A 25,642-nucleotide genomic window follows, 5' to 3' on the forward strand; every position below is an offset into this window, starting at 1 on the left:
GCCATCACCTCTTTAGGCTGTCCTGCACAGCTTTGGCTATGTTTTCCCTTATGGTGTTTCTAAGTGCATCCATGGCCGGGTACAAAAATGGCTCATTAATCATCGGGGAAAACTCAACAAATCTGCCATAGGGAACACCATTAGCATTGGTGGCATCAGCTACAACTTTTATTTTAGTTCCGCCCCGCAAAACCACTTTATGTATGGATTCCTTGAGAGCCCCAGTTCTTACTGGACACCTTGATTTTGCATCATTCACTACCATATCCGCCCCGTGACTGAGTGCGTCCTTGGCAGCCCTGGTAGCTTTCTCGCCAATGTCCTGAAACACATCAGATAAAGAACTCATACTATCACCTTCACCATAAGAGTAAGCATTCCGCTTCTTTTATCTCCAAGAACCGTCAGTATTTCGTATGCCACATTTCCATTTAGCACACGCATCTTTGGAGTAACGCCATCAAGATACCGGATATAGATTTTAAACTGTGTTTCTGACATAGCCTGCTCAGCGGCAAAGTATTCTCTGCCGCTTACAGGAACTATATCCGCCCAGACTTCCTTAAAATCTGTCCATTCATCCTTGGGATTGGCATACATATCCGTTTCCTCTGAAGGTTTTTGGAGTGTTATACGATACCGCATTTTTCCTACCTTCATCAGAATCCCTCCCGGCGAAGCCCAGTCAAAAGGTCACGGAGGGTTAATGCTAACCCTCTGTGATCTGCTTCATCACGGTGCTCATAGAGATAAGTCACCGCATAAAAAATAGCCGTCTTCAGCCGGGGATTTTCCCCGTCCAATTCCGACTCGTCCTGTCGCAGAATTGCTATGCATAAATCATTCGCTGTGGCCATAAGCCCTTTAATAAGCTCATCATCATAATCGCCATCAATTCTGAGATATTGTTTTGTTTCCTCAAGAGTTACCAGCATCTGCCTCACCCCTATCAGTTCCCGGCGCTGGCAGTACCCTTCATCTTCATAATCTGAACAGCCTCTGGGAGAATCAGCCGACCGTCAACACGCTCCTTCATCACATAACCTACCATACCGTTACCAGCAAAGAGCTCCTTGAGTTCCTGCATGGAACGGGAGCCACGGTCACCGATGTTGTAGTAGGAGAAATCACCGAAGGCCATGACAGGCTTTCCAGTTGCAGACTCAGGTGCAAACTCGGAAGTGTGTACTGCATAACCCATAAGGCGGTCAGGCTCACCTGCAGTAAGTGCTGGCTGCCACATATACACACCATTGTTGTCCTTCAGCTTACGAATAGAAGCCAGGGTCTTGTCATTGGTGATAAATGCTGCATTCTTACGATATGGACGCTTGAGGTTGTAAATAAGGGTGATGATATCATCTGCGCTGATGGTGTTGCCGGAAGTCGTGGTATTTACCTGACCGCCCTTTTCAGTATCAAAGATACCAGCTGGCTTGCCCTTGCCATCACCATTAAGAAATGCGTCCTCCTCGGCATTGGCCAGTGCCTTACCGAACTGCTCAATGATGTAGCTTTCGAGATTGAAAGCATTGTCGTAGAGAAGCTCCTCGGTAATCTTGATGGCAACATGGAGCTTATAGGCATCCATCATAATCTGGTCGAAGGTTGCCTCACCAAAGGTAAGTGCCTCGCCTTCTTCAATCCACGCAGCCGCTGGCTTGGTGGCAGCAATGTTAATCTTATGCTCGCCGGAAGTGGTAATCTTGGTAGCAAGGCCACGCATGATGTTTTCCTCGGTCAGCACATCAATGAGACGCTTGTCGTACTCTTCCGGTACCAGATAACCGCCCTGCTGATCATTACCCTCCTGGAGCACATTGCTGATGGTACGGAAACGGGTACGCATTGCAGTCAGCATATCCTTGGCATATTCATCAGTTGCACGAATGTTTACAGGCTTGCCTGCGGTAGGCTCATTGGTGATAGGCTTGCTGGTAGGCTTATTTAGCTCATTATCAATGACAGCCTGACGCTGCAGACGGTCAATAGACTTTTTCATATCCACCACATCAGCCTCCATCTTCTCATAGGTGGCGGCATCCTCGGCAGAGAGCTTGCCATCCTCATCGGTGTGGGTATCGAGGAAATCCTTGGCCTCGGCCCAGAGCTTTGCACGTTTTTCAATCAGTTCATTAATCTTATCCATTTTACATTCCTCCTAAAATAGCTAAACGCTTCTGAAGTTCAGAAGCGTCAATACGATTATCTGCTACCTTTTTGGCAGCCTTAAATTTATCCAAGAATGAATTGGTCACCGCAGCCCTTGAAAAAATCATGGCCTCCGGCTCATCATCCTCATCGGTGTCATAAAGAATGCTGTCAGCAAATCCAAGCTCCACAGCCTTTTTGGCATTGAACCAAGACTCGGCATTCATCATGTTGGACAGCTGCTTTCTTGGAAGCCCGGTCTTTAACTCGTAGGCATTGATGATGGACTCCTTTACCTCGGAAAGCATCTCTATGGCTTTCTTCATTTCCCGCTCATCCCCAATGGAGACGGTTGCAGGATTATGAATCATCATCATGCCAACTGGGGATATGGCTACATGACTTCCAGCCATGGCGATTACCGAAGCTGCTGAAGCAGCAATGCCATCAATGTGAACATCAACGCATCCTGGGTATTCCATGAGCATGTTATATATCTGTGCAGCAGCAAAACAATCCCCGCCAGGAGAATTAATCCAAACAGTGACTTTACCCTGGCAACTGTTAAGCTCGTTTCTAAATTCCTGAGGTGTGACTTCATCCCCGAACCAAGTCTGGTCAGAGATTTCACCATTGAGCATAAGTATTCTTTCATCATTATCATTCCTCACCCAATTCCAAAATTTACGACTCATCTAAATCATTCCTTTCAGCAGGCTTGGCAAAAAGGCCCGCGTCTTTTAACTTTGTAAGATTTCCGTTGATAAGGTACAGATTACCTCCCTCCTCATCAGGGATTGGATTCATGTTCTCCAGCTCCCGTATGTCGTTTGCTGACATCCAGCCATTCTGCCTTGCCACCGCATAACCATTCATACGGCTCTGATAGTCCCCACGAAGAAAGCCATCAACATTGAACCTAAAGAACAGCTGGCTCTTTTCCGATGGCAGCAACAGTGCCTGTTGCATTGCCTGTTCCCAGCGAACTATCCAAGGATTAAGGGTGTACATCACGAAATCCAAGGACTGCTGCTCAATATTAGAAAAGCTCGACTTTTCAAGGTCCCCTACCATGTGTGGTGGTACTCTGAAAATTCGAGCTATCTCATTGATTTGAAATTTTCTTGTTTCAAGGAACTGTGCTTCATTAGGCGGTATGGCCATCTGTTTGAAGGTCATGCCTTCCTCCAGCACAGCAACGCTATGGCTGTTTTTCCCAGTAAACTGCGACTTCCAGCTCTGGCGGAGTTTCTCAGGGTCTTTTACAACTCCCGGATGTTCAAGAATTCCTCCCGGTGTGGCACCATTGGCAAAGAAAGTAGCCCCGTATTCCTCTGTGGCTATTGCCATACCTATGGCATTCTTGGCCATGGCAATAGGGCTGTATCCTATAAGGCCATCAAAGCCAAGTCCCGGGATATGAAGTACATCCTCTCGTTTGAGAACGACCTCTTCATCCTTCTTCGAACCAGCCTCATCAGAATTGCGCCTATAGGTGTATATAAGCCGCCCAGCCTTGTTACGGCTTACATCCATCTTGTTTGGAAGAAGCGGATAAAGGCCAATAACCTCGCCTTTGCCATTCCTTATAATCTGGGCATAAGCATTTCCCCAGAGAAGCAAATGGCTCATCATAGTCTCCCTAAAGATAAAGCTGGTCATCTCAGGGTTCGGCTCATCATGCAGAAGGTGGTAAAGCGGATGGGTGTAGAGCTTTTCCTTGCTGCCCTCCGCCCCGTACTGGTACACATTAAGCGGCAGACTTGCTATTGCCTCGGAGAGAATTCTGACGCAGGCATAAACTGCCGTAACCTGCATGGATGTCCGTTCATTGACATTTCTCCCTGCGGTAGTACTGCCAAATAAAAAAGGCCAATGAACTGAAAGATAGTCCTTTGGCTTATCCCTTGAACGGAACAATTTAGAAAATAGATTCATAGGCTGATGCCTCCTTTTATATTACAATCGAAAACACCGCCCTTACGAGCGGTGCTGTTTTCCTTTTTAGAATTTCTCGCTGTAGGAAAGGTGCAGTTCCTGCAGTTCTCTTGCCAATTTGGCTCCCCGCTCAATCTCCTCAGCGGCTGCCAAAAGTTCCTCTGGTGTGGTTTCTCCCCCCATCCGACAAATGCTGGCTTTTACCTCAATGTTCATCCAGCCGATTTTGTTTTCCCAATCTGTTTTCTCCAAATCAGAGGTTTCAAAAAACTGGATGCTGATGTAATTCCTTTGACGTATTCCGTAAACCCTGCTATTCGTATCTGCTTCAAACCCATAAGTCTCTGCCTTTTCCTTGATAATGTTGTTAATTTCCTGTCTAGTCATTTTCTTTTCCTCCTTAGTATGTTTGTTCCCTTTCGGTATGTGTATATTCGCTCTAAAGAGGATATATAGCAAGTTATATCTGTGTATACTTCAAATAAACAATACACCTCGCTCATCGTACACACTTTCACCGTTATCCAATCCACAGCGGATTGCCCGGTCAAGAGCCATTATCGTGGCCACAACACCGTCAATCTTCTCTGTGGATTTTTCTTTGTCCGGCTTTATGTTTCCGGCTGGATCCGTCTTTATGAAGATGTTATCCATCATCCATCTAAGAACCGGATGGCCGCCATGAGCCAATTTCTGCTCCAGAGTCAACTTCATCAGCTCCTTGGTTGGTGGGTTCATATCCTTGAAGCCCTGGCCAAATGGAACCACAGTAAAGCCCATACCTTCAAGGTTCTGCACCATCTGCACAGCACCCCAGCGGTCATAGGCAATTTCCCGGATATTGAACCTTTCATTCAGCTTTTCAATAAACTGCTCAATGTAGCCGTAATGGACCACATTGCCCTCGGTTGTAAGAAGTGTTCCCTGCTTCTCCCACACATCGTAAGGCACATGATCTCGCCTTACCCTGAGGTCAACATTGTCCTCCGGAATCCAGAAATAAGGAAGAATGTAGTATTTATCCTCATCATCCAAAGGTGGGAACACAAGCACAAAGGCAGTAATATCTGTGGTGCTGGAAAGGTCAAGTCCTCCATAGCATACCCGCCCTTTGAGCTCATCCTCATTTACGGCAAAAGCACATTTATCCCACTTGTCCATTGGCATCCATCTGACAGCCTGCTTTACCCATTGGTTTAAGCGAAGCTGCCTGAAGGAGTTCTCCTCTGCCGGGTTCTGCTTGGCTGACTCACAGGCCGCCACCACCTTATCTATTGTGATTGTTTCACCAAGGGAAGGATTGGCCTTCTTCCACACTTCTGGGCTCGTCCAGTCCTCGGATTCTGCAGCACCGTAGATAACTGGATAAAATGTTGGGTCAAACTTCCGCCCCTCAATAATATCCAATGCCTTCTGGTGAAGCTCATAACAAATGGAGTTGGTATCGTTCCCAGCTGTGGTAATCAAAAAGTACAGAGGCTGTTCTCTTGCATCGCCGGAACCCTTTGTAAGAACATCGTAGAGCTTTCTGTTTGGCTGGGTATGAACCTCATCCAGCACCAGCCCTGAAACATTCAGGCCATGCTTGGTCCCTACTTCTGCAGAAAGCACCTGATAAAATCCATTATTCAGATGAGACACAATACGCTTATTTGCCCCAAGGCTCTTGGAGCGTTTGGAAAGTGCCGGGGTCAGTTTCACCATCTGATTGGCCACATCAAATACAATGGCTGCCTGCTGGCGGTCAGCTGCCGCTCCATAAACCTCCGGGGCTGCCTCCCCATCGGCAAACAAAAGATATAAGGCAACAGCGGCTGCAAGCTCACTCTTACCATTCTTCTTTGGGATTTCAATATAGGCCGTGGTAAACTGCCTGTGCCCATCTTCCTTTAAGGTTCCGAATATGTCCCTTATAATCTGCTCCTGCCACGGCAGTAACTTAAAGGGCTTACCAGCCCATCTGCCCTTTGTGTGGCAAAGGCACTCAATAAAGCCTACCACAAAGTCAGCCTGCCCTTTGTCGTAGTGGGATGTATCCAGTTTGAATTTTGTAGGTTTATAACCTTCCATCAAATTCCCCCAATAAAATAAGCCCCAATCGGGGCCGATACTTTAGTATAGTAAAACTTTCAAATCCAACACACAGAGTATACTGTGCTCAGTCGTCATCGGGCGAAAGTTATTACCATACCATAACAAATGGTATTCTTATTGTATGGTAATAATTTTCGCTACGACCAAAAGGCCTCCGAAGAGGGCCTTCCGGCTTTTTTGTTTTAATCCTCGCTGTTTTCCATGCTGGTCAGGATTGTGGCGGCTGCCATCAACCCCTGTGCCAAGGCGAGCTGCAGGTCTTTAGGCGGTATCGTGTCCCAGCCCTTCATCAAGGCTTTATCAATCTCTTCCAACACCGCTTTTTGGTTGCTGAGCCGTGGTCCGTCCCAAAGGATCAATGCTATCTCCTCGGTTGCCAGTTTGATTTCTTCCAAAATTTCCTGCTTTTCCATTTTCTTGTTCCTCCTTTGTTTTTGGGGCTGTTCCCCTTTGGTTGTGTACATATTAGCTCTGGTCCGGAGGTATAGCAAGTTATTTAGTACATTTGTTTTTGTATACTTTTCGTGTGGTTTCAATTAAATCTGCTTTTGAGAATTTCCAGGGCTTTGCAGGCGAGTTCCGTCTGTGGCTCAATGTCCCAACCCCGCTCGTAATGGAGAATAATCTCCCCGTCTGCCCGGCAGTCCAGCTTGGAAATCCTGCCCTCATCGATTCCGAATTCGGAGCCTTCCTCATAATGCTTTACCCAATACTCTACCTTGGTTCCATCGATTTCAAGTGTGCCATTGTCCCACATTACTGTTTCCTCCCTTCAAATCATCTCGTCCAGCTCGTTGTATTCTCTCCGTCTGCGTTCAATTTCCTGCTGAAGGCACTGGGCTCTAAATCCGTTACGGCATTCCCTGAGCTGCTTCTCCAGCTTTCTGAGTTCCTCTTTTCTCCCAGCCATCACCTCGCGGCTGTTGCCTGCCAAAATCTCCTGCTTGTCTTTTTGAAACCTTGTCATTTTCTTGTTCCTCCTTTTCCTTTGGTTGTGTGTATATTAGCTCTGGTGCGGAGGAATAGCAAGTTATTTAGTACATTTATTCTGTTTTATTATTTGCTGTAATCCAAGGCTTCATAAAGGATTTTTAGGTCCAGCCCAAAGCGATGGTAGCCTTCCACCAAAACATCAAAGTACCTTTGGCTTGGAAGTCCGAGGGTTGACTCGTCCGGGGGCATAATATACACCATTCCTTCGCCTTTTACCCTTCTTCCTGGGCGGTCACTGATGTAATCGAACTCCACGGTTTCCTTGACATAAAAGTGTGGCCAGCCTTCGTAGCGGTCGAGGCGTTCCTCGTCCTTTTCGCTGATTGCCCAAACTACCACCGGAACTGTGCAGCCTTCCTCTTTTTCGATTGTGGCATAGTTCCCGCTTTGGGAACCCTTGAACATCAGCCGCCATCCTTTTATAATCCCCTTGCCGACTGGCTCGGCATCAGGGCAGCGGTGGTACATCTGCTGAAGGCTCATGTTACTTCCGTAGGCTAAATAAATTGATTTTTTCATAATCTGAAACTCCCTTCCTAAAAGAAATCACTATCGGCTTCTACCACCCCAAGGCCCCCGAAGGGGCCGGTTTGTGGTTTCCTTTAGGAAAGGCGTCTCCATGCTGAGTTTCCTTCAAGGTTCTTCAAAAGGTGGTGGCGGCAAGTCTTGAACTCGTCACCGTTAAGGCCAAGGCGGAGGAGCCAGCATCTGAAGGTGTATTTTTCGTTGTCGCTTACGCTTGGCTTGCTGGATGCCTTGGAGGTGTTTATTGCCTTTGCGGTAACCGCCAGGCAAAACTGTATGTAGGCTTTAAGCTCCCCTGCGTGGAGGGTGCTGTTGAAAAGCCTGAACTCGACCGTTCCCTTGGTGAAGTAGGCGTGAAGGTTAAGGCCGTGGTATCTGCTCTCGTTGTAATGGCGGTCCCTTCCGTAAGGTGCTTCTTGGTACCAAAGGTCTGCCAGCTTTTCCCTTGTTGTTGGGCGGTGCTTTTCAATCATTTCAATCAGGGCTTGGTTTGTTTTCTTGCAATAGTATACTCTGGAATTCTTTACCTGGATGGCTTTGTAAAGGATGTCCTCCTTGCTTCTGATGTTCTTCAAAAGGTTGCAAAGGGTGGCTGGGGTGAAATTCTCGGCTCCGATGTGGATGTGAATTCCTGTGCTTTCGTTTACAATGGCCCCTGCCTTTCTGAGCCTTCTCAAAACTTCCTGCAGGTCTTCAATGTCCTCGTATCTGAGGATTGGGGTTACAACCTCTGTTTTGTAAAGGTCGCTTGCCCGCCCGCCGTTTTTCTTTTCTGCCTTGATGCTTGAGTCGCTCATGGCCTTCCAAGTTCTGCCCTTGCTGTCCCCGGCCTGGTAGGTGTCGTAAGTCCCGCCGTAGTGGATGCTTTCTTTTCCGAAGTAGGCTGCGATTGTCTTTGCTGCCTTGCTTCTCGTAATCCCTGTCATCTCAATTTCTACCCCGAAGGTCTGTGCTCTTAAATCCATCATGTTTTGTCATCCTTTCTGCTTTTTGCCTTGCTTTGCTTTTGTTGTGTGTATATTGCCATACATGTGTTCTAATAGCAAGTTATTTACAGAAAGATTATGTGTTTATTTTTGTATACTTAAAGCCTTGGTATTGCTGGCTTTTCGAGAGGAAATGCCCGCCGAAGCGGGCTGTTTTTATTTGCCGGTAAGAATGAAATTCACATACTCGGCCTTGTTTTCAGGAAGGAACTCCGCCAGCTCGGTAAATTCCATAAGTTCCGCGATTTCCTTCACCTTTACGATGTCGAACATGTTTGTTGCCCCGGTCTGCCTGATGGCCAGTATCTGGCTTTTGATTTCCTCGGTCATGCTCAGTCCTCCTCTACCAAATGGCAGCTGTCTTCGCCGTAGACCACATGAAGGCCGCTGCCGTTGTCCCAGGCAACCATGATGCTGCCGATGTCATCAACCCCCAGCACCGTCCCCCTGGTGCCCCGTGGCGGAGCCTGTGGGTCATCCATGGAGTCCAGCTCCACCCGGCTCCCTTTGGTGTAAACCCTCCGCATTTTTGCAATCAGTTCCCTGTTTGGCATACTCATTTTCCGAATCCTCCTTAAATGTTGTATTGCCTTTTGGCATTTACATACATCACTCTAAAGCACATTATTATCAAGCAATTTTGAAAGTATACATAAGGCCGCCCCGAAGGGCAGCCCTTGATTTTTACTCTGGTTTACCAGCCTTGAATGCGCTGGAACCTTCCAGTTTGCTCAGGAGGAGTTTTCTGTGCGGTTTGTAACCGTTGCCTATTAATCCAAGTCTCAGAAGGAAACATCTGAAAGCGTATTTCTCATTTGTTACCTCTTTTTCTTTGGCGTTTATGCGCTTCTGGTTTTTTGCCATTTCCGCCAGTTTTGAAATAAAGGTGGTATAAATTACCGTTTCATCATTATCCAATGTGGTTTTAAACCAAGGGAATTTTATCTCCTCGCCTTGTACTTTTATTGGAAGTTCATCAACCCCAAGGGCCTTCTTTATCAGACTCCCCTTTGCTTTTACAAGGTTATCCAAATTCTGAAGGGAGATCTCATCAAATCCCTCATATGGAATCGAAATGGTAAGTTCCATTGCATTCTCCTTTTCCTCTTCGCTGTGGGCCTCCTGGGGCTCCTGTTGCGGAATTTTGACTGTTCCTTCAGACGTCATATCCTCCATCTCCCCGTTAAAGCCAGCCGCCATAAGCTCCAATATAATCTGACCAATCTGCGGTACTTCATTCTCGTCATATTCTACAGTACCGCTCTTGTCCAAGTGGAATGGGCCAATCTGGTAGGCGCAACTTGGCATTCCAAGGTACTTTGCTTTTTCCCCGGTAATATTGCTGATTGCCTTAACCAGCTCCTTGCGCTGTGCGCCTGTTCTGTTGTAATGAATCTTCATTTTTTGTTTCCTCCTTTTTAGTGGTGTTTATTTTGGTATGTGTATGATTACTCTAAATGACATTTATAGCAAGCTGTTTTTTAATAAATAATAATTATTTATTTTGCACATATCACTTGCTATTTATGTGCTTTAGAGTGATATATACAGTACCGAAAGAAAAGCACACCTTTGAAGGAGGAAAACAGCATGATTAAGGATTTTTACAACGAACTCAAGGACCTGAGAAACCGCTTCAACGAGGCAACCACCGAGGAAGAAAAGAACCAGCTCAAAGACGATTACAAAAACCTTGATGCAAGAATCAAGGAACGCGGCGAAGGCTTCGCCTGGGTGTTCAGCCTTTACGAAACAAGCCAGGAAAGGGAAAACAACCTCCTCGACATTGGCGAGAACTGCATTTGGGAAAAAGACATCCCGATGCTTTTAAAGGGCCTTGAGGATGCGGGCATCAAGGAATTTACCTTCAGCTCGACTTGGAGCAGCTCCAACGAAACAGCCTTTGAATTTTACAAAGCAGGCTGGAAGCTGGAAGGAATGACCTTGGTGAACACCCACAAGGCTTGGCCAGGCGAAGAATACGCACAAAAGCCAGCCTTCATTTTCACACGCGGCTGAAAAGCCGCCCCCCGCCCCCGGAAGGGGGCCTTTCCTTGTCTTATGGGAATATACAGTATACGCATACTTTTAGACTTCCCAAGTTTGCCATACTAAAGTATCTGGGCCTAGTCAGTCTGAAGCATAATGGGCAATGCCGTTCATCACCAGCCGAACGCATGGCAGAGCCACACCATTGCCCCACAGCTTGTATTCAGCTGAATCGCTGTGAGGATTTTTCAGCCACTTCTTAATCTGTGCATCACTTTTTGGCTTTGCTGACTTTCCCATTATCCTGTTGTACTCGAGGAAAATCCCTCGCCACTTTTCAATTTCATCCTTTGTCGGATTATCCGTCCCAAGACCGCTGCACCACCAATCAGGAAATCCCTGCAGTCTGGCACATTCCTTCGGTGTAAGTCTGCGGACAATGTACTCGTTCCCGGGGCGGTCATTTATTATATTGGGGTCCTTATAATCCCTTGCCTCAAGGGTCGGACTCTTTTCCTTCTCAACCTGAGTAAAACTTCCGGCTGTCATTGCATAAGTCACTGCATTCTGATAGCCGGGATTTGTTCCATTAACAAGTGTTTTGCAGGTTCCATCGTTGCGGTAGCACTGGCTTTCAGCTTTCATCATCGGATAGAAACTTCCAACCGCCACTGCCCCCGGCCCACTCGAAAGGATTGTCGGTTCAAGTTCTTTCTCAATGGCAAAATCATACTTGGCATTTTTCCCCTGATTAAAAGAAGCCCTGTCAAGACCGTAGGCAACTGTACTGTTCCCCTCGATAACCGCTATGCCACCTTGGTTGCATCCCGGGTTACCACCGTTGGCATCAAGGGTTCTGGCTGTTTTGGCTTCGTATATCCCAGCCTTTGGGTTATCCGATTTCATGGAATTGCTGTCATAGGAACTGATTCCATAAGTCTTAACCTCAAGAACAAAGTTTTCTTCTGGATTTCCCAGTGCCTGACTTGATGGTCCCTTGGGGCCTTCCTGGGCAGAAAGACATGCTGTTTTATCTGTCATGGCTGCACTTGTTTTCTGCACAAACAGAGTCTGGTCATTGTTGCATCCAAGGGTTGCAGATTTATCCACCTGAATAAGTGCTCCCTTGCCACCGCCTTCACACCCGCTTCTTATTTTCAGGGTGCGGGGCGGTTCTACTACCAGTCCTTGGTTATTGCCTCCAGTTCCCCACTTTGCTTCAATGGTCTGTGTTGTTTTGTTTGGCCCTGTGTATCTTGCAGCAGACATTCTGTTTTCAAATACAAGAGGCGGATGATTGGCCTGAGCCCTGAGTGTGTTGGTCTGGTTATCACTTACATCCATGCGCTGGCCGCCTTGGTCATTAAGACACATCACACCGTTTCTTCCGGTAGATATACCACAATTAATACCAAGAGTCGCGGCAGTTTCAGCCATGGAGCCATTATATCCATCTATGCCAATGCCTGACGCTCCAGTGCCAGCTTCAGCACCTGTGGCAGTTCCTTCCCTCTGGCAGCTGCCCGTCTGAGAATTCCCTGGCAAGCCCTCTGACTCAAATAATATTTTTCCTGCACATCGACCTCCAAAATCTGCGACAAGGTAGATTCTACGGCGTCTTTGGGGAACTCCCCAATACTGTGCGTCAACAGTTCGGTACGCAATGCTCCATCCGTCACCCATGAGAATGTCTGCGTAGGGCCATCTGCCTTGATCAGGCATAGGCACCTCGGGAGCCTGCGGATTTTTGATTTTAATGATTGAGTCAAGGACTGCCTTGAAGTCTTCTCCCTTGTTACTGGAGAAAGCCCCGAAGACGTTTTCCCAGACGATGAATCTTGGATATTTGCCATTTGTAGCTTCCCTCATTTCCTTTACAACACGCATATACTCAAAGAAGAGATTTGACCGCTCGCCCTTGATAAGCCCGGCTCTTTTCCCGGCCACAGACAGGTCCTGGCAAGGGCTGCCCCCTGTTATGATATCCACCGGCTCAATCTCCCCGCCATTTATTTCCTGTATATTTCCCAAATGCTTCATGTTGGGAAATCTCTTTGTAGTAACCATAATTGGAAAAGGTTCAATTTCTGATGCCCACCTTGGCTCAATATCAGCAAGGCAGGCCCCAAGTTCAAATCCACCACTTCCAGAAAACAGACTGCCTACTTTAAGCAAAGCTGAACACCTCCAAATAAAAAATGCCCTGCAACCATGCAAGACATTATTTTTTACCTTTCTGTTTATCTGTTACTGAGGATTCCTTGAATTCAAGTTCCTCGTCTGTCGGGATATACACATCGTTGCAAGGAAGCTCCTCACCATCCCTGATTACCCGCACATCATCTGTTCCGTAGCTTGCAACAAATCTTCTGACAATGGCAGATGCATATTTGGGATCGAGTTCCATGAGGTAGGCTTTTCTGTTCAGCTGTGCAGCTGCCATCATGGTGGAACCGCTGCCACCAAACAGGTCAAGCACTATGCCGTTCTCCTGGCAGGAGTTCTGCATCGGATAAGCTATCAATGGCAATGGTTTCTGTGTCGGATGAAGCTTTGATTTCGTTGGCTTATCAAATTCCCAGACCGTGGTCTGCTTACGGTCACCATAGAATTTATGCTTGGCTGTGTCCTTAAAAGCATAAAGCACTGGCTCATGCCGCATCTGATAATCCATTCTCCCAATAACCAGAGCATTCTTTACCCAAATACAGGTCGTGGAATAATGGAACCCGGCATCCACAGAAGCATTGAAGAAGTTACATTTTTCTGCATCCGAATGGAATGCGTAAAATGCACCGCCATCAACCAGGCTGTTATAGGCATTCTTGAATGCGTCCAAAAGGAAGTGATAGAAGGCTTCTCCATCGCTCCATTTATCATTCATGATGGTCATTCCGGTACCTCCTTTATAAGCACAGTTATAAGGCGGGTCGGTAATACACACATTTGCCTTCTGGCCGTTCATAAGTGTAGCTACATCTTTTGGATTGGTGGAATCACCACACAAAAGACGGTGTTCCCCCAAGAGCCAAAGGTCACCAGATTTAACAAAGGCTGCTGCATCAAGGGCAGCATTTACATCAAAGTCATCGTCCTCGGTGTCTTTATCATCTGTGCCAAAAAGATCGGCCAGTTCCTTTTCATCAAAGCCTGTAAGGCCAATATCGAAGCCCTCACTTTCAAGGGACTCAATCTCAATCTTTAAAAGCTCATCATCCCAGCCAGCATCCAAAGACAATCTGTTGTCTGCCAGGATATAAGCTTTCTTCTGTGCTTCAGTAAGATAAGCAGCGGAGACACATGGTACCTGTTTCAAACCCAGTTGCTTTGCAGCGGCAATTCTGCCATGTCCTGCCAAAATGCCATGTGCTCCGTCAGTAATTACTGGATTAATAAACCCAAACTCTTTGATAGCACTTGCCAGCTTGGTCACCTGTTCAGGCGAGTGTGTTCTGGCATTGTTCACATAAGGAATAAGCTGGTCAACATCGACCAGCTCGTATTTCAGTTCTCCCATTATTTTTCCTCCACATCATTTCCGTTCCCTTGCCCTGAGGAGACGCTCCATCAAATCATCAGATGGTGTGTCTCCTTCGTAGCCAGTAACGCAGTTCTCTTTTACGATTTGGAATATCTCATTCCACAGCCTGTTGGCCTGATTCATGTAGTTAATGCCGATGTTTATAAACGGTGAGGTTATTGGCTTGCCGGAAGTCGGGTGCTTACTGAGCATACCCATACGGCTTGTCAGTTCCTCGCACTGAATCCAACGAGCAGAGCACATGGCATAACGCTCCAGGAGCTGTTTACTAATCTTGGTATGCATACCGAGACGTTTCAGCCAGTTCCATGTTTCTGTATAAATTTCCTTGGCCTCGAGTTCACTTCCATCACGCTGCTGAGCAGATAGGAACTCTCTTGGCTCTGGCATATCCGCGCCTTCCAGTTCCACCGGCTCAGGCATATCCGGGATATCCAGCACTACTAACGGTCTGCCGCCTGGATTGCCTGTGGCCACCTTGTCTGCCAGTGCCTTTTTCTTTCTCCCGGCACCCGCCCTGGCACCGCCACGGCCTCCAATATTATTTGATTTTGTCGGCAAACCGAACACTCCTTCCTTTTACCCTTCTGAAATCGCACTTTTTCTGCGCGAGGGGGCTGACCGCTGGACAAGCGTCCGCTCCACAGAGATTTTTGGCCCCCCTCCCCCTCAATATGTGTATTCCTTCTTCTTGTTCCACCTATCGCCCATGAGTGCTGTAATACGACTGTGACAAGCCTTACACAGACTCATGAGGTTCAGTGGATTATGATTACCACCGTGATCCAGTGGCAGGATATGATGCACTTCCTCGACAGGTGTTATCCGCTTATTTAACAGACACATCTCACAGACAGGGTGTGCAGCTACATATCTCTTACGAGCCTTCTTCCATTGATAGCCGTAACGTTTACGCTCCTCGGGAGTTCGCTCGTAGTCTTTCTGATGCATGGCTTCATGAGCCTTGCAGTAGTTCCCATCAGTCAGCTTAGGACAACCAGGGTGCTTGCAAGGCTTCATTGGTTTCCTTGGCACATTAATCACTCCAATAGAAAAGCCACCAAGGATTGCTCCCTGATGGCTTGTCTTATCTTACTTTGTCCACTCTAACTATATCAAAAACTTGACATGACATTCTATGACATGGTGTGACATGTTTTATTAATAATTCTAATTGCATTGTCATGAAACCGTTGCACCTGCCGTTTTTCATACCCCATGTCAACCGCTATCTGCTCCCAGCACTTGTTGAACAGATATCTCTTAACAAGTACAATGCGGTGCTCCATTTTGGGTAACTGATTAATTATCTCAATCATGCTATGCTTCAAGTCTACCAAGTTGTCAATTTTGCTGTTGATTTCTCTGTTGTAGTCTGCCAGTTTTACCAATGTTTCCTCATACCCATCGTTGTTCTTCAATGGAGAACCAGGCATATCTGTCATAACTGAAGTGACCTTTGTTGCCATGTCGCGAATGGACTGAGCTTCCTCTATCAAAGTATTAATTTCAACATCAAGCAGCCTTGCCTGATTAAAATACTCTATCGCTGTCAAATTAGTCACCTGCCTTAAGTCTACCAAGAACCATCTCACCATCAAGCCCAGTGAGGTCACTGAACCATTTGGAAAGGAAAAACTCCTCCAGCTTATCCTTTTCGTATGATTCCTTCTCGTATCTGATGTCTCTGTAATCCTTGGCTGCCTGTTTTACGATAGCCTGCACGAGGTTAAGAACACCACTCTCACACATTTATATCACCGCCTTAACAGCATCAATGAGTGCTGACTGTGTTGTGTCCTTATCCTTAAGGGCCTTGAGGATTCTGCCATCAACTGTGTCCTTGCAGATGATGTGCTGGATAACAACAGTACCTGCTGACTGTCCCTGCCGCCAGAGTCTTGCGTTGGTCTGCTGGTAAAGTTCCAAAGACCAGGTAAGACCGAACCAGACCAGTGTGTTTCCTCCTGCCTGAAGGTTCAGGCCGTGACCAGCTGAAGCTGGGTGGATGACAGCCACAGGGATTTTACCTTCATTCCAGTCAGTAATATCCGCACTGGTCTTTATCTCTCGTACCTTGAACCGACTGCTGATTGCTTCAAGGTCATGCTTAAACCAATATGCAATTAGCAGGGGCTGGCCGTTGGATGACTCGATGATGTCTTCAAGGGCATCCAGCTTACGGTCGTGTATTTTCACCACATTCTTACTCTCATCATAGATCCTGCCATTGGACATCTGACACAGCTTGTTGGTAAGACTTGCAGCATTGGCGGCAGTAATAGCTCCATCCGGGAGTTCCATAACCATCTCATCTTTGAGTTCATCATATTTGGCTCGTTCCTTTGGACTCATCTCAACCTCAATCTCATTTGTGATGAGTTCAGGCATATCAAGGTGGTCAATGGCTGACATTGATATTGTAATGTCCGAGATTTTCTCATAGATTTCCTTTTCAGCAAATGGAAGTGGCTTGTAAGAATACACTATATATCCGTTCATCTTGTCCGGGCGGAAATACCACTCACGGTAGTTTCCGATGAACCGCCCCAATCTCTTTCCATAATCCAATATCTTGAACTGCGCCCAAAGGTCCATCAGTCCGTTACTAGAAGGTGTACCAGTAAGACCTACAATCCTTTTAACAAACGGCCGCATCCTGCACATTGCCTTGAACCGCTTGCTTCTATGGTTCTTAAATGAACTCAGCTCATCTATGACCACCATATCAAAGTTCCAATCGCAGTTTTTTACCAACCAATCCACATTTTCCCTGTTGATGATAACTATCTGGGCAGAGCTGTCATTAATGGCTGCCAGTCTCTCCTTGGTGCTGCCAACTGCAACAGTGTGTCGGAGCCCACGTATATGATCCCACTTCTTTATCTCTGCTGGCCATGTATCTCGTGCAACTCTCAGTGGTGCTATTACAAGAACACGCTTCACCACTCCTTTATCCAGCATATCCTTTAATGCCGTGAGGGTTATTGCTGTCTTGCCCAAGCCCATATCAAGCAGCAGGCAGGATATTTCATTGTTTTCAACAAAGTCGATGGCATATTGCTGATAGCCATGCGGTTTAAACTCCATCGGCTATCACCTCCAGCATCGGCTTAATCTGCTCTGCTCCATCAATCACATAACACTTAAAGCCCAGCTTCTTAAGCTGTTTCATTCTTATCTGTTGCAGTTTTCTTGGTTTTTCCCCGGGAGCCTTAAGCTCCACAAAGGCACACTTGCCATTTGGGAGAAGCACCAGTCTGTCGGGAATACCAGCCAGTCCAGTCTGCTTTAAGCACATACCATTTTTATTCTTAACTTCATCACAAAGTTTTCGTTCAATCTGCTTTTCAAGCACCTAAATCACCTCAATTTATAGTTTTGTCACGAAAAAACAGGCTTCTGTCAAAGGCTGTCTTGTTTTCAAAAAAGTGGCCTTAAGCTCCGACATCAGTGTTTTAAAGCCTGATTTAGTCATTTTGGCACCCATAGTCCTGCGAATATATAAATTTTCCGATATCCTAATATCTAGAAAATTAGTAAATATATATATATTTAAAAAAGGGTTTTTATATTCTCTATAAGCGACAAAATGACAATAATCAGACATCATAGAATTGATGCGGTATGAAGTGTCAAAATCATGTCTTGCACAAGCCAGACAAAAACTGACACAAGCCCATTGTCACACCTTAGGGTTGACTAAATAAGACGGCAATGGTGGACGCCCGTAATACTTGACTGTGACTGGTTCCTGCCGAATATATCCGTAATCATCGAGGAAGTTCAAAATTGGCTGGATGACCTCTGTACGCTTAAATCTGGAACAGTACCGCATCATATCCCTACGGGTAAAACGTTCCAACTTCTTTTCACGAATCTTGTCCAATATTACTTTTGCCTGTTCCCTAATCTGTTCCTCAGGCATTGCCGAAAAAGCCACCCTTGCGTGTACCAGAAAATAGTTAGCCAACCTGATGGCTCTGCTCATGGTAGCTTTGCTTACCACCAATGGCACATCCTCATCTACCTGATCACCCTCATACTGCTCACAAAAGTCATGGCATACATACTTCTCTGCCCTGCAAAGGAGACCAGCTATTCTCAAGGTCGTACCGCCCAGCTTACCTACCCATGCAGAAAACTCGGTGTATTCCTTAAGAAGGTCAGCTTCGAGGTTCATGGAAAACTGATAGAATAACTCCCTGGCAGCATCAGAAAGTGTGATGATTTTATTGCCGTAAGGGTCATCAAGCATATTGGTAATGAGTGTCTCGTATCTTGCTTTAACATCCTCTGGGACAGCCTTACTGTTGATGTTTCTCTCACCCAGCCTTGAACTTGGAATGCAGTAGAGAAATCTTGCGGTAAGACCACGCCCCTGGAAATTCTTATTGCCTAACACCTGCGATGCCACACTTGGCTGTGCCATCAGCATCACCGTAAGAGCCGGGTTGAGGACATACTCACTGTCCCTGCCCACGCGGTCAACCTTGATTGTGTCCCCGGAGTATGCTTTCAGCATGACATCAATATTTACGGTCTTTGTATAAATACCAGCCAAGGTGTCAAAAATGCCACCCTCACTTGAGATGATGGCTGCATGGCCATCGTTTTTGGCCAGAATGGATACCAGCTTTTCAGTCGTAACATCATCTACATAAAGCTGCAGAGGATTGATTTCCTTGAAGCTGGCAATCTCCTCGGTTACATTCTCCAGTTCATCCATGGTAGCTTTGCCCATGGCAATTCTGTCCTCTATGGATTTCTGCTGTTTCTGCAACATTCTCAAACGGGACTTGTTCTTTTCCACAGTGGCTGCATGAACCCTGTTGTACTCAATCTCATAAAGACAGATGGCGTTACACATGAGTTTTATAACTGCCGACTTTCGCTCTGACGGCTGTGCTACCTCAAGTGCATAAATGTTAAGTGGTTCAATCCAGTCAGATTTGCCTGCAATCGAGTATTTTCCCTGTATGCACACAGCGATTGCGGGAAGTGCCAGAACACCTGCCATATCAAGAGGTGTCTGCGTACTTTCAGATACCGCCAGCACATAATCTGCTATTGGCTTTGGCAGTGCATCAACCGGAAATGGTGGCATAATATATTCCTCAAAAGGAATAGGGTCATCCCACTCGTTATCACCGTATTTCTCCGGGGGAACATAGGCAGGGTCTGTCAGTACCTTCTCGTTATAAAACTTGATGGCACTTCTCCATATAGTCCTGAGCTCCTCTTTCTCTAATGGAGGAACACACTCGTCATTTGCCTTAAGGAATAAATCCCTCGCCTCGTCTGTGTCACCATAGCGTTTAAGGAGACTGGCGGCCTTCCTGGAAAGTGAGCTGTTACGGGAACCCTCACGCACCGAGTCAAAGTCGGCATCATTGAATATCTGGTCAATGGTCATGCTGCCTTTATTCCAATAAATGTCCTCAGATTCCGTTGCATAGATGAACCTCGCAGCTCCCAGAGCTTCTGGGTCAAAGAAAGGGTACATCTTCTGAAGTCTCTTCTTTAAAGATTCATAGGTATCAGCTGAACTGGTCTTGGTAATCCTAAAATAGATATGCCACTTTGGACGGGCTGACTTCCCGTCCTTTTCCTTCATGTGATTGCGGCTGGGGACCAGTATGAACTCGTATTCTTTGAAGGTTTCAATAATGCGCTCCTGGGTCATCCACATGACGGGATTATCTGAACCACTGTTATCAATATCCATGGGAATGACATCAGCCTCGATGAAATTATCCTTGCTGCGATAATTATTTGTGTAGTTGGCACACACATGGTCAAAGGCAATTACCTCTTTCATCCCCTCAATGTCATTGACCTCAACACTGTATGGGTATCTGCAGTTTTTCTGTGCGTATTTTACGCCCGCTCTGTTAAATATCATGCTTCTCCTCCAGCTCTTCTGTGAAATAACGAATTGTCATGCCAGCTTCCTTGGCAAAATTAATCTCCTGCCGCATTCCTTCTGAGATAAAACTGCCAAACACCCAGAGCTGGTCGCACCAAGCAAGAAGCTCCCTGTTCATCTCCAGAGCCTTATCCCGCTCTTCCGGGATATAATCCCTTAAAAACTGTGTGAAATAGATATGCGGTGCAATTGGAAGATAGCCAACCTCCATCACAAACCTTGCATACCACTGGGCCTTTGAAATATTGGCCTTGATGTTCCCACGAAGGGGACTTGCTACATAAACCTTAGTCACGATGATTCCTCCTATAGAGTTTCCTTGAACATTCCTCGCAGAGCACTGCACTCCCAAAAAGGTCCAGGCCTTCATCGGTATGTGACAGTGCCTCAAGGTCCACATTTGTTTCTCCGCCACATTCAGGGCATTTGCAGAAAACATTCAAATAGTTGATCTCAATGCTTACTGCCATCGTGTCACTGACTTTTTCTTTTACATAGAACATGTCTACCTCGCTTTCTGGCACTTTGTGCCTGTTAAAAATTGCCTTCCAGTAGTAAAAGGACAGATACCCTGCTTTTTAGAACTAAAAAGGCATTTTTCTCCCTAATTACCACTGGAGAAAAATGCCTGATTTGAGCATTACTTTTTATAAAATTTTCCTTCGTATCCTTCAGCCTTAAGTTGGAGACCAGCCGCCCAAGGTGGGGTCTTGCTCATCAGCTGACAAATACTCTCAACACTTACCTCCTCAGGGCACTCCACTATAATTTCATCATGCACATGAGCTACAATGCGGTATTCCTCAAATGCCGCCATGGCATACATCAGAATATCCCTGCTCATGCCCTGCACTATGTTCTCTACAAACTTAGGGCCATAGCTTTCAAGCCGCTCCCACTTCTTTGTGGTACCATTTGAACCTTCATAGGTAACAGACTCACTGCCAAATTTGTTGACTCCCATTTTAGGCTTCACATAAGACAGCCTTCTTCCGCTTGGAAGTTCAATAAAGAGCATACCGCTCTTGCAAATAAACTTAATTCCATGTGTGCTTGTTGTGGTATGCTGGAGGACAGCTTCTTTTACGGCCCTATCAACGGCCCACCAGAAATTTACTATATTTGGATTTGCCTTTCTCCACGCATCCACCAAAGGCTGGAGTTCTTCTTCCTTCATACCTGACTCCAAGGCTCCCATAGCTATAAGAGCACCTACAGACCCGCCATATCCGCAGCTCAAAGTTGCCTGTTTCCCTTTCTGCCTGAGTTCTCCGTTCTTGCCATTTTTTACGACCGTACAATGAAACATTCTTGAAGCCGTAGCACAATAGATATCTTCCCCACGAGCAAAGGTATCCAGCACCCATTGTTCTCCAGCAAGATAAGCCAGCACTCTTGCCTCTATGGCACTAAAGTCAGCCACTATAAACTTATACCCTGCCTGGGGAACAAAGGCTGTGCGGATGAGCTGTGAGAGCGTATCCGGGATGTCATCGTATAAAAGCTCCATTACTTCAAACGGGGCGGCTTTTACAAGCTGCCTTGCTTCTGCAAGGTCGCTGATATGGTTCTGGGGAAGATTCTGCAATTGAATCAGCCGCCCCGCAAAACGGCCAGTCCTGTTTGCCCCATAAAACCTGAACATTCCCCTGGCTCTGCCATCACTGCATACTGCATTTTCCATAGCCTGATACTTCTTTACAGAGGACTTTGCCAGCTTCTTCCTTATTCCCAATACCTTCTGTACATTGGGCGGTGCTGTCGGGAGCATTGCACTTACAGCCTTTTTATCCAGGCTGGTAACCTCCATCCCCTGCTCAATAAGCCAGTCTTTTAACTGCATAACGCTGTTTGGATTCTCGAGGCAGGTTATTTCCTTAATCTCGTTCATCAAAGATTCACGGGACTTGGCATCAAAGGATATTGCATTTTTTGCAAATTCCATATCCACAGCGATACCCCTGTCGTTTATCTGCTGATCAAGCCAAAACTCCTCCCACACAGAATCTGGTACCGGGAACTTTTGAAGCCTGTCCTGTATGGCCATCTCGACCTCTACATCACGGATATTGTATTTCTTGAACCTATCCCACTTATCCTTATCATGCATCGGCAGATTCCGGGTGCGGCCCCCATTGGCCTTAGTAGGCTTGCATGGGACACAAAAATACCTTATAAGCTCCTTACCCTCGGTTATTTTCTGCTGCTCTAATCCCAGCACCGCCCCGGCACCTGCAAGAGACATGGGAAGTCCCATATAAGCACACCATGTCATGGAGCACTTCCACGATACAGGGCTCAGATAGTGTGTAGCAAGCGAATAATGTCTGTGAAGGTACTCGGAAAGACAGATACGTTCAAACTGGCTATTAAACGCCCACTTAGTAATACTCGGGTCAGATAAGGCACTGATTATCTCATCCGGGATTTTCTCCCCTTTGGTGATATCAATGACGGTCACATCAGAGTTATCTACTGAGTAAGCAAACAGCAAGATTTCAAAATTGGGGGACTCCGCATACTTGTAGACACCACATTTTCCAATATCTACATCAGAATACGTTTCCAAATCGATACTGATTGTATTCATATAGCTCCTCCATATAAAGCAAAGCGGTAAAGGATAATCCTCTACCGCCGCCTTCATATAATCATTTATATTCCATATTGGATGCCTTAATTCAGGAAATCTTCATTAGACTCAGTCGCAAAATCGTCCTCAGCACTACTACGACCACCAAGAGGCTCGCCATCCTTAATCTTCTGCAGGTTGTTAAGTCCGCAAGCAATCCCCTTATTGCCGTTCTTGTTATAAGCGTAGAAGTTGATGCTGGCACGGCCATAAACACCACTGTAAACTTCGCTGCGGTCGATAATAGGCTGGCAAGACGCATCTACAATCCCTGGTGGATTTGGGCTGTTAGCATTAACAAAGTAGCTGTTGGCATAGGCCGCATCATCAGGACGCTCAGTATCTCCATCACGAAGTGGTGTTTTTATTGCAGAAAGAGCCGGAACAGTACGGCCATTGCCCTTGAGCTTACCAGCACCTTCGGTATAAGCTGCCTGAATAGCCTTTTCGATTTTCTCAACTGTCTCGGTATCATCCTTTGGGATAATAAGACTTACGGAACACTTAGGAGCACTGCCATTGATTGACTTAGGCTCCCACACATTTGCGTAGCTCCAACGAGTACGCTCACCAGTAATTACCTTCATTGGATTGTTAACTTTTGCCATGATTATTTTTCCTCCTTAAAATCACTGTTCATTGCTTCTCTTTTGTCACTTTCCGGTACCAGGGTAGGTTTACCTGGTGGCTTAGCTACATACTGCCCAATAAGCTCATTGAACTTGGTCTTACCGAGCAGTTTCTCAAGGGCCGTAACGCCCAGGAGTTTCTTTTCAAATGGGTCTTTCCCCAGAGCAGTTACTGCTTCAATGACCGCTTCTTCATTGGAAATCTTACGGTTGGAACGTCCTTCCACCAATTTCCAGCCCTGCCATTCCTTTCCGGCTATGGCCATCTGCAGAGCATAGGCCTTGATATCATTTGCCCAAGATACCAACTCATCGACTTTACCTAATATAACTGCAATCTCCGAATCACTCAGGGTAGGTGGCATCTGGAAATCGTATTGTGCAAGGAGCAGATTAGCCTCGGCTCTCGCCCGGCACTCCTGCTTTGCCTTACAGAACCTGCACCACTGACCGCAGGAATAATCCCCCTCGCCTTTATATGCAAGCTCAGCTCGTGGGTGGAGTTCCTCTTCAGCCCATTGGTATAGAGCATCCTTGCTTATATCAAACTCTGAGATATTTTCTCTGCGTGGCTGGTAGATAACCAGGTGGACAGTATCAATATCATAGATACTGTCAAACATTGCCAAAGCTCCCAATGCATAGCATTTAAGCTGGGGATTATCGGTAGCCGATACAACTAAATTTTTCCCAAATTTAAGGTCAATAATGGTAAGTACACCATCTGCAACTATCAGGGCATCAGCTGTACCGAATCCCTCCGGTACCCAATTAGAAAAATCTACTCTCTGCTCCACCATGATTAATGGGTCCTGGCATTTCTCCTTCGCCATTCTGACCAGTTCCATGACAAGGTCCCGGTAACCATCAGTACAATTTTCCATTTCCTCGTTGAAGTATTTCAGCTTCTTGGTAGGGTTGGTTGCTTTACGCTTAAGTGCTTTAAGCACCTTGTATTCGCCAAGGGCATGTGCTTCTGTACCCTCTGCTGCATATTCACTTGGCTGGTCTTGATAGGACTCTCCCAGCCTGGCTGATGGCGGACAGTGAAGCCACCTTGGAGCAGATGAAGCGGATAATAATGCGTGTCCTTTAACTGGCATTTCCGATTCCCTCCGCTTCTTTAATAAGCTGGTTGTAGTTCTCAGGGTTGATATCTGAGAGCTTCTTGGCACCATGTTTATCAAGAAGGGCTTTAACCTCATCTGATAAACCAGAAGCCGCCTTTTGTGCCAGAACAGCCCGAACTTCTTCCATGGAAATTTGCTTCTCCTCAGATACTTTGTTTTTTTCTTCTTGCCTTAATTCTACTTCCGGCACAGATAAAGCCTCTGCCAAAGCAATCAATACTTCACCACACCGCTTCAGTTCCCGGACAATTGACATTACGTTCTTCTCTTTTGCCATTTGTTTTTTCACCTTCTTTGTTTTCAACTTTGTCTGCCAACATTCTGGATACCACGCTGATGGCAATGAGCACATCACGCAGTTCCCGGTCAATGGTTGCCTCCATAACTAGGTACCTCCTTTCCAAAGGACATCTCTTATCCTTTTCATAAGTACAAGGACAGGAGCACGCTACTTTAGAACCGCTCAAATCATTTTTTCTAAAATTTTTCTGAGCTTTGCTAGCAGCACTGGTTTTCTCTTGTTCACCCCCCGCTGACTCATGCCTACCAACTCACCTATAACGGCATCCTTAAATTCATTGGAAAATAGCTTCATTATTTTCTTATCCCTAGCTAACAGTGAGTCCAATGCCACACGCAATTCAGCCAGCAATTCCTTATTACAAATTATGTTTTCTGGATCTTCTGCCTGACCGTACTCATACTGCATACTGTCGTGGTAATCACCTACAGGCATCACCGCTATTCTCCGGAATTCCTTATGAGATGTGGATTTATCAAAGGATTCCTCTATTGCTTTTTTATTACGTTCTTTTCTCTTTGCCTCGCGCCAATCATCCTGCTTAATTGCACGGTAGACATCTTCAGAAACGATACAATAGCACCCATTTATACCAGTCTTCTCATCTCCATCAAGGTATACGATTTTCTTACCGCTACTGTCAGCCAATCTGTACATCTCATCCTTAGTTATTACACCAAGGTATATGTCATCCATATATACTCTGCACTTTTTCCCCCCATTTTCACTGCGCTGATACAAACCATTCTTGTCTTGTTTTAGCATTGTCTTGTCCTTTCTGCCCGATTGCAGCAGAAGGACGAA

The 25,642-nt window shown here is 46.1% G+C and carries 34 protein-coding genes; 1 reads left to right on the forward strand and 33 read right to left on the reverse strand.

Annotation, left to right across the window (positions count from 1 at the left end; genetic code table 11):
- Nucleotides 1-4: 4 nt before the first annotated feature.
- The 16 genes from D081_RS11500 to D081_RS11575 all read right to left on the reverse strand — a co-directional run bounded on the left by D081_RS11500 (nt 5) and on the right by D081_RS11575 (nt 10,088).
- Entirely contained in the window at nt 5-349 is a 345-nt protein-coding gene (locus D081_RS11500; RefSeq protein WP_085024311.1) for an HK97-gp10 family putative phage morphogenesis protein, read from the reverse strand.
- A complete protein-coding gene (locus tag D081_RS11505) occupies nt 346-660 on the reverse strand; it encodes a phage head closure protein (RefSeq protein ID WP_085024312.1) in 315 nt (104 codons plus the stop codon). Before D081_RS11505 ends, D081_RS11500 begins: the two co-directional genes overlap by 4 nt.
- Nucleotides 660-935 (reverse strand): head-tail connector protein, encoded by a 276-nt coding sequence (locus tag D081_RS11510; protein ID WP_085024313.1) that lies wholly within the window; start codon nt 933-935, stop codon nt 660-662. The genes D081_RS11505 and D081_RS11510 overlap by 1 nt, the downstream gene beginning before the upstream one ends.
- A gap of 14 nt (nt 936-949) precedes the next feature.
- Entirely contained in the window at nt 950-2,149 is a 1,200-nt protein-coding gene (locus tag D081_RS11515; protein WP_085024314.1) for a phage major capsid protein, read from the reverse strand.
- A gap of 1 nt (nt 2,150) precedes the next feature.
- A complete protein-coding gene (locus D081_RS11520) occupies nt 2,151-2,846 on the reverse strand; it encodes a head maturation protease, ClpP-related (protein ID WP_085024315.1) in 696 nt (231 codons plus the stop codon).
- Nucleotides 2,836-4,089 carry a phage portal protein gene (locus tag D081_RS11525; RefSeq protein WP_085024316.1) on the reverse strand — a complete coding sequence of 418 codons (1,254 nt, stop codon included), beginning with the start codon at nt 4,087-4,089 and terminating at the stop codon, nt 2,836-2,838. Before D081_RS11525 ends, D081_RS11520 begins: the two co-directional genes overlap by 11 nt.
- Nucleotides 4,090-4,155: 66 nt before the next feature.
- Nucleotides 4,156-4,476: a hypothetical protein gene (locus D081_RS11530; RefSeq protein WP_085024317.1), complete on the reverse strand. Its 321-nt coding sequence runs from the start codon at nt 4,474-4,476 to the stop codon at nt 4,156-4,158.
- Between the two features lie 90 nt (nt 4,477-4,566).
- A complete protein-coding gene (locus tag D081_RS11535; RefSeq protein WP_085024318.1) occupies nt 4,567-6,159 on the reverse strand; it encodes a terminase large subunit in 1,593 nt (530 codons plus the stop codon).
- Nucleotides 6,160-6,365: 206 nt separating this feature from the next.
- The gene (locus tag D081_RS11540) at nt 6,366-6,596 is read right to left on the reverse strand and encodes a hypothetical protein (protein WP_085024319.1); all 231 of its coding nucleotides are present in this window, start codon (nt 6,594-6,596) and stop codon (nt 6,366-6,368) included.
- 119 nt (nt 6,597-6,715) lie between these two features.
- Nucleotides 6,716-6,940 carry a hypothetical protein gene (locus D081_RS11545; protein WP_085024320.1) on the reverse strand — a complete coding sequence of 75 codons (225 nt, stop codon included), beginning with the start codon at nt 6,938-6,940 and terminating at the stop codon, nt 6,716-6,718.
- 15 nt (nt 6,941-6,955) lie between these two features.
- The gene (locus D081_RS11550) at nt 6,956-7,150 is read right to left on the reverse strand and encodes a hypothetical protein (protein ID WP_085024321.1); all 195 of its coding nucleotides are present in this window, start codon (nt 7,148-7,150) and stop codon (nt 6,956-6,958) included.
- 89 nt (nt 7,151-7,239) lie between these two features.
- Nucleotides 7,240-7,695 (reverse strand): gamma-glutamylcyclotransferase family protein, encoded by a 456-nt coding sequence (locus D081_RS11555; protein WP_085024322.1) that lies wholly within the window; start codon nt 7,693-7,695, stop codon nt 7,240-7,242.
- 83 nt (nt 7,696-7,778) lie between these two features.
- Entirely contained in the window at nt 7,779-8,669 is an 891-nt protein-coding gene (locus tag D081_RS11560; protein ID WP_233127486.1) for an amidoligase family protein, read from the reverse strand.
- A 174-nt stretch (nt 8,670-8,843) separates the two neighbouring features.
- Nucleotides 8,844-9,017 carry a DUF5049 domain-containing protein gene (locus D081_RS11565; RefSeq protein ID WP_085024323.1) on the reverse strand — a complete coding sequence of 58 codons (174 nt, stop codon included), beginning with the start codon at nt 9,015-9,017 and terminating at the stop codon, nt 8,844-8,846.
- Nucleotides 9,018-9,019: 2 nt separating this feature from the next.
- A complete protein-coding gene (locus tag D081_RS11570) occupies nt 9,020-9,247 on the reverse strand; it encodes a DUF4314 domain-containing protein (protein WP_085024324.1) in 228 nt (75 codons plus the stop codon).
- Nucleotides 9,248-9,371: 124 nt separating this feature from the next.
- Nucleotides 9,372-10,088 (reverse strand): hypothetical protein, encoded by a 717-nt coding sequence (locus tag D081_RS11575; RefSeq protein ID WP_085024325.1) that lies wholly within the window; start codon nt 10,086-10,088, stop codon nt 9,372-9,374.
- Nucleotides 10,089-10,277: 189 nt separating this feature from the next.
- Between D081_RS11575 and D081_RS11580 the strand changes: the two genes are divergently transcribed.
- The gene (locus D081_RS11580) at nt 10,278-10,706 is read left to right on the forward strand and encodes a hypothetical protein (RefSeq protein ID WP_085024326.1); all 429 of its coding nucleotides are present in this window, start codon (nt 10,278-10,280) and stop codon (nt 10,704-10,706) included.
- 111 nt (nt 10,707-10,817) lie between these two features.
- Here D081_RS11580 and D081_RS11585 read toward each other — a convergent pair whose 3' ends face one another.
- The 17 genes from D081_RS11585 to D081_RS11660 all read right to left on the reverse strand — a co-directional run bounded on the left by D081_RS11585 (nt 10,818) and on the right by D081_RS11660 (nt 25,603).
- Entirely contained in the window at nt 10,818-12,851 is a 2,034-nt protein-coding gene (locus D081_RS11585; protein WP_198942002.1) for a DNA cytosine methyltransferase, read from the reverse strand.
- A 46-nt stretch (nt 12,852-12,897) separates the two neighbouring features.
- Complete coding sequence (locus D081_RS11590; RefSeq protein WP_085024327.1) at nt 12,898-14,193, reverse strand: site-specific DNA-methyltransferase; 1,296 nt, start codon at nt 14,191-14,193, stop codon at nt 12,898-12,900.
- 15 nt (nt 14,194-14,208) lie between these two features.
- Nucleotides 14,209-14,778, reverse strand: a complete 570-nt coding sequence (locus D081_RS11595; protein WP_085024328.1) for a P27 family phage terminase small subunit — start codon at nt 14,776-14,778, stop codon at nt 14,209-14,211.
- A 108-nt stretch (nt 14,779-14,886) separates the two neighbouring features.
- On the reverse strand, nt 14,887-15,252 hold the full coding sequence (locus tag D081_RS11600) for an HNH endonuclease (RefSeq protein WP_085024329.1): 366 nt from the start codon (nt 15,250-15,252) through the stop codon (nt 14,887-14,889).
- Between the two features lie 101 nt (nt 15,253-15,353).
- Nucleotides 15,354-15,773 carry a hypothetical protein gene (locus tag D081_RS11605; RefSeq protein ID WP_085024330.1) on the reverse strand — a complete coding sequence of 140 codons (420 nt, stop codon included), beginning with the start codon at nt 15,771-15,773 and terminating at the stop codon, nt 15,354-15,356.
- 1 nt (nt 15,774) lies between these two features.
- Nucleotides 15,775-15,969, reverse strand: coding sequence for a hypothetical protein (locus tag D081_RS11610; protein WP_085024331.1), 195 nt, complete (start codon nt 15,967-15,969; stop codon nt 15,775-15,777).
- On the reverse strand, nt 15,970-17,307 hold the full coding sequence (locus D081_RS11615) for a DEAD/DEAH box helicase (RefSeq protein ID WP_085024332.1): 1,338 nt from the start codon (nt 17,305-17,307) through the stop codon (nt 15,970-15,972). It lies immediately after the preceding gene.
- Nucleotides 17,297-17,575, reverse strand: coding sequence for a VRR-NUC domain-containing protein (locus D081_RS11620; RefSeq protein WP_085024333.1), 279 nt, complete (start codon nt 17,573-17,575; stop codon nt 17,297-17,299). The genes D081_RS11615 and D081_RS11620 overlap by 11 nt, the downstream gene beginning before the upstream one ends.
- A gap of 327 nt (nt 17,576-17,902) precedes the next feature.
- Complete coding sequence (locus D081_RS11625; protein ID WP_085024334.1) at nt 17,903-20,122, reverse strand: DUF3987 domain-containing protein; 2,220 nt, start codon at nt 20,120-20,122, stop codon at nt 17,903-17,905.
- The gene (locus D081_RS11630; RefSeq protein ID WP_143272206.1) at nt 20,112-20,441 is read right to left on the reverse strand and encodes a DUF4406 domain-containing protein; all 330 of its coding nucleotides are present in this window, start codon (nt 20,439-20,441) and stop codon (nt 20,112-20,114) included. The genes D081_RS11625 and D081_RS11630 overlap by 11 nt, the downstream gene beginning before the upstream one ends.
- A complete protein-coding gene (locus D081_RS11635) occupies nt 20,434-20,670 on the reverse strand; it encodes a hypothetical protein (RefSeq protein ID WP_233127487.1) in 237 nt (78 codons plus the stop codon). The genes D081_RS11630 and D081_RS11635 overlap by 8 nt, the downstream gene beginning before the upstream one ends.
- Nucleotides 20,671-20,786: 116 nt before the next feature.
- Complete coding sequence (locus D081_RS11640) at nt 20,787-22,736, reverse strand: DNA polymerase (RefSeq protein WP_085024336.1); 1,950 nt, start codon at nt 22,734-22,736, stop codon at nt 20,787-20,789.
- An 86-nt stretch (nt 22,737-22,822) separates the two neighbouring features.
- Nucleotides 22,823-23,386 (reverse strand): DUF2815 family protein, encoded by a 564-nt coding sequence (locus D081_RS11645; protein ID WP_085024337.1) that lies wholly within the window; start codon nt 23,384-23,386, stop codon nt 22,823-22,825.
- 2 nt (nt 23,387-23,388) lie between these two features.
- Entirely contained in the window at nt 23,389-24,510 is a 1,122-nt protein-coding gene (locus D081_RS11650) for a DUF2800 domain-containing protein (protein WP_085024338.1), read from the reverse strand.
- Nucleotides 24,500-24,814 carry a hypothetical protein gene (locus D081_RS11655; RefSeq protein ID WP_143272207.1) on the reverse strand — a complete coding sequence of 105 codons (315 nt, stop codon included), beginning with the start codon at nt 24,812-24,814 and terminating at the stop codon, nt 24,500-24,502. The genes D081_RS11650 and D081_RS11655 overlap by 11 nt, the downstream gene beginning before the upstream one ends.
- Entirely contained in the window at nt 24,759-24,920 is a 162-nt protein-coding gene (locus tag D081_RS12750) for a hypothetical protein (RefSeq protein WP_158087667.1), read from the reverse strand. Before D081_RS12750 ends, D081_RS11655 begins: the two co-directional genes overlap by 56 nt.
- Nucleotides 24,921-25,000: 80 nt before the next feature.
- A complete protein-coding gene (locus tag D081_RS11660; RefSeq protein ID WP_143272208.1) occupies nt 25,001-25,603 on the reverse strand; it encodes a hypothetical protein in 603 nt (200 codons plus the stop codon).
- Nucleotides 25,604-25,642: the final 39 nt, after the last annotated feature.

The sequence above is a fragment of the Anaerovibrio sp. JC8 genome, assembly GCF_002100115.1.
Taxonomy (GTDB): domain Bacteria; phylum Bacillota; class Negativicutes; order Selenomonadales; family Selenomonadaceae; genus Anaerovibrio.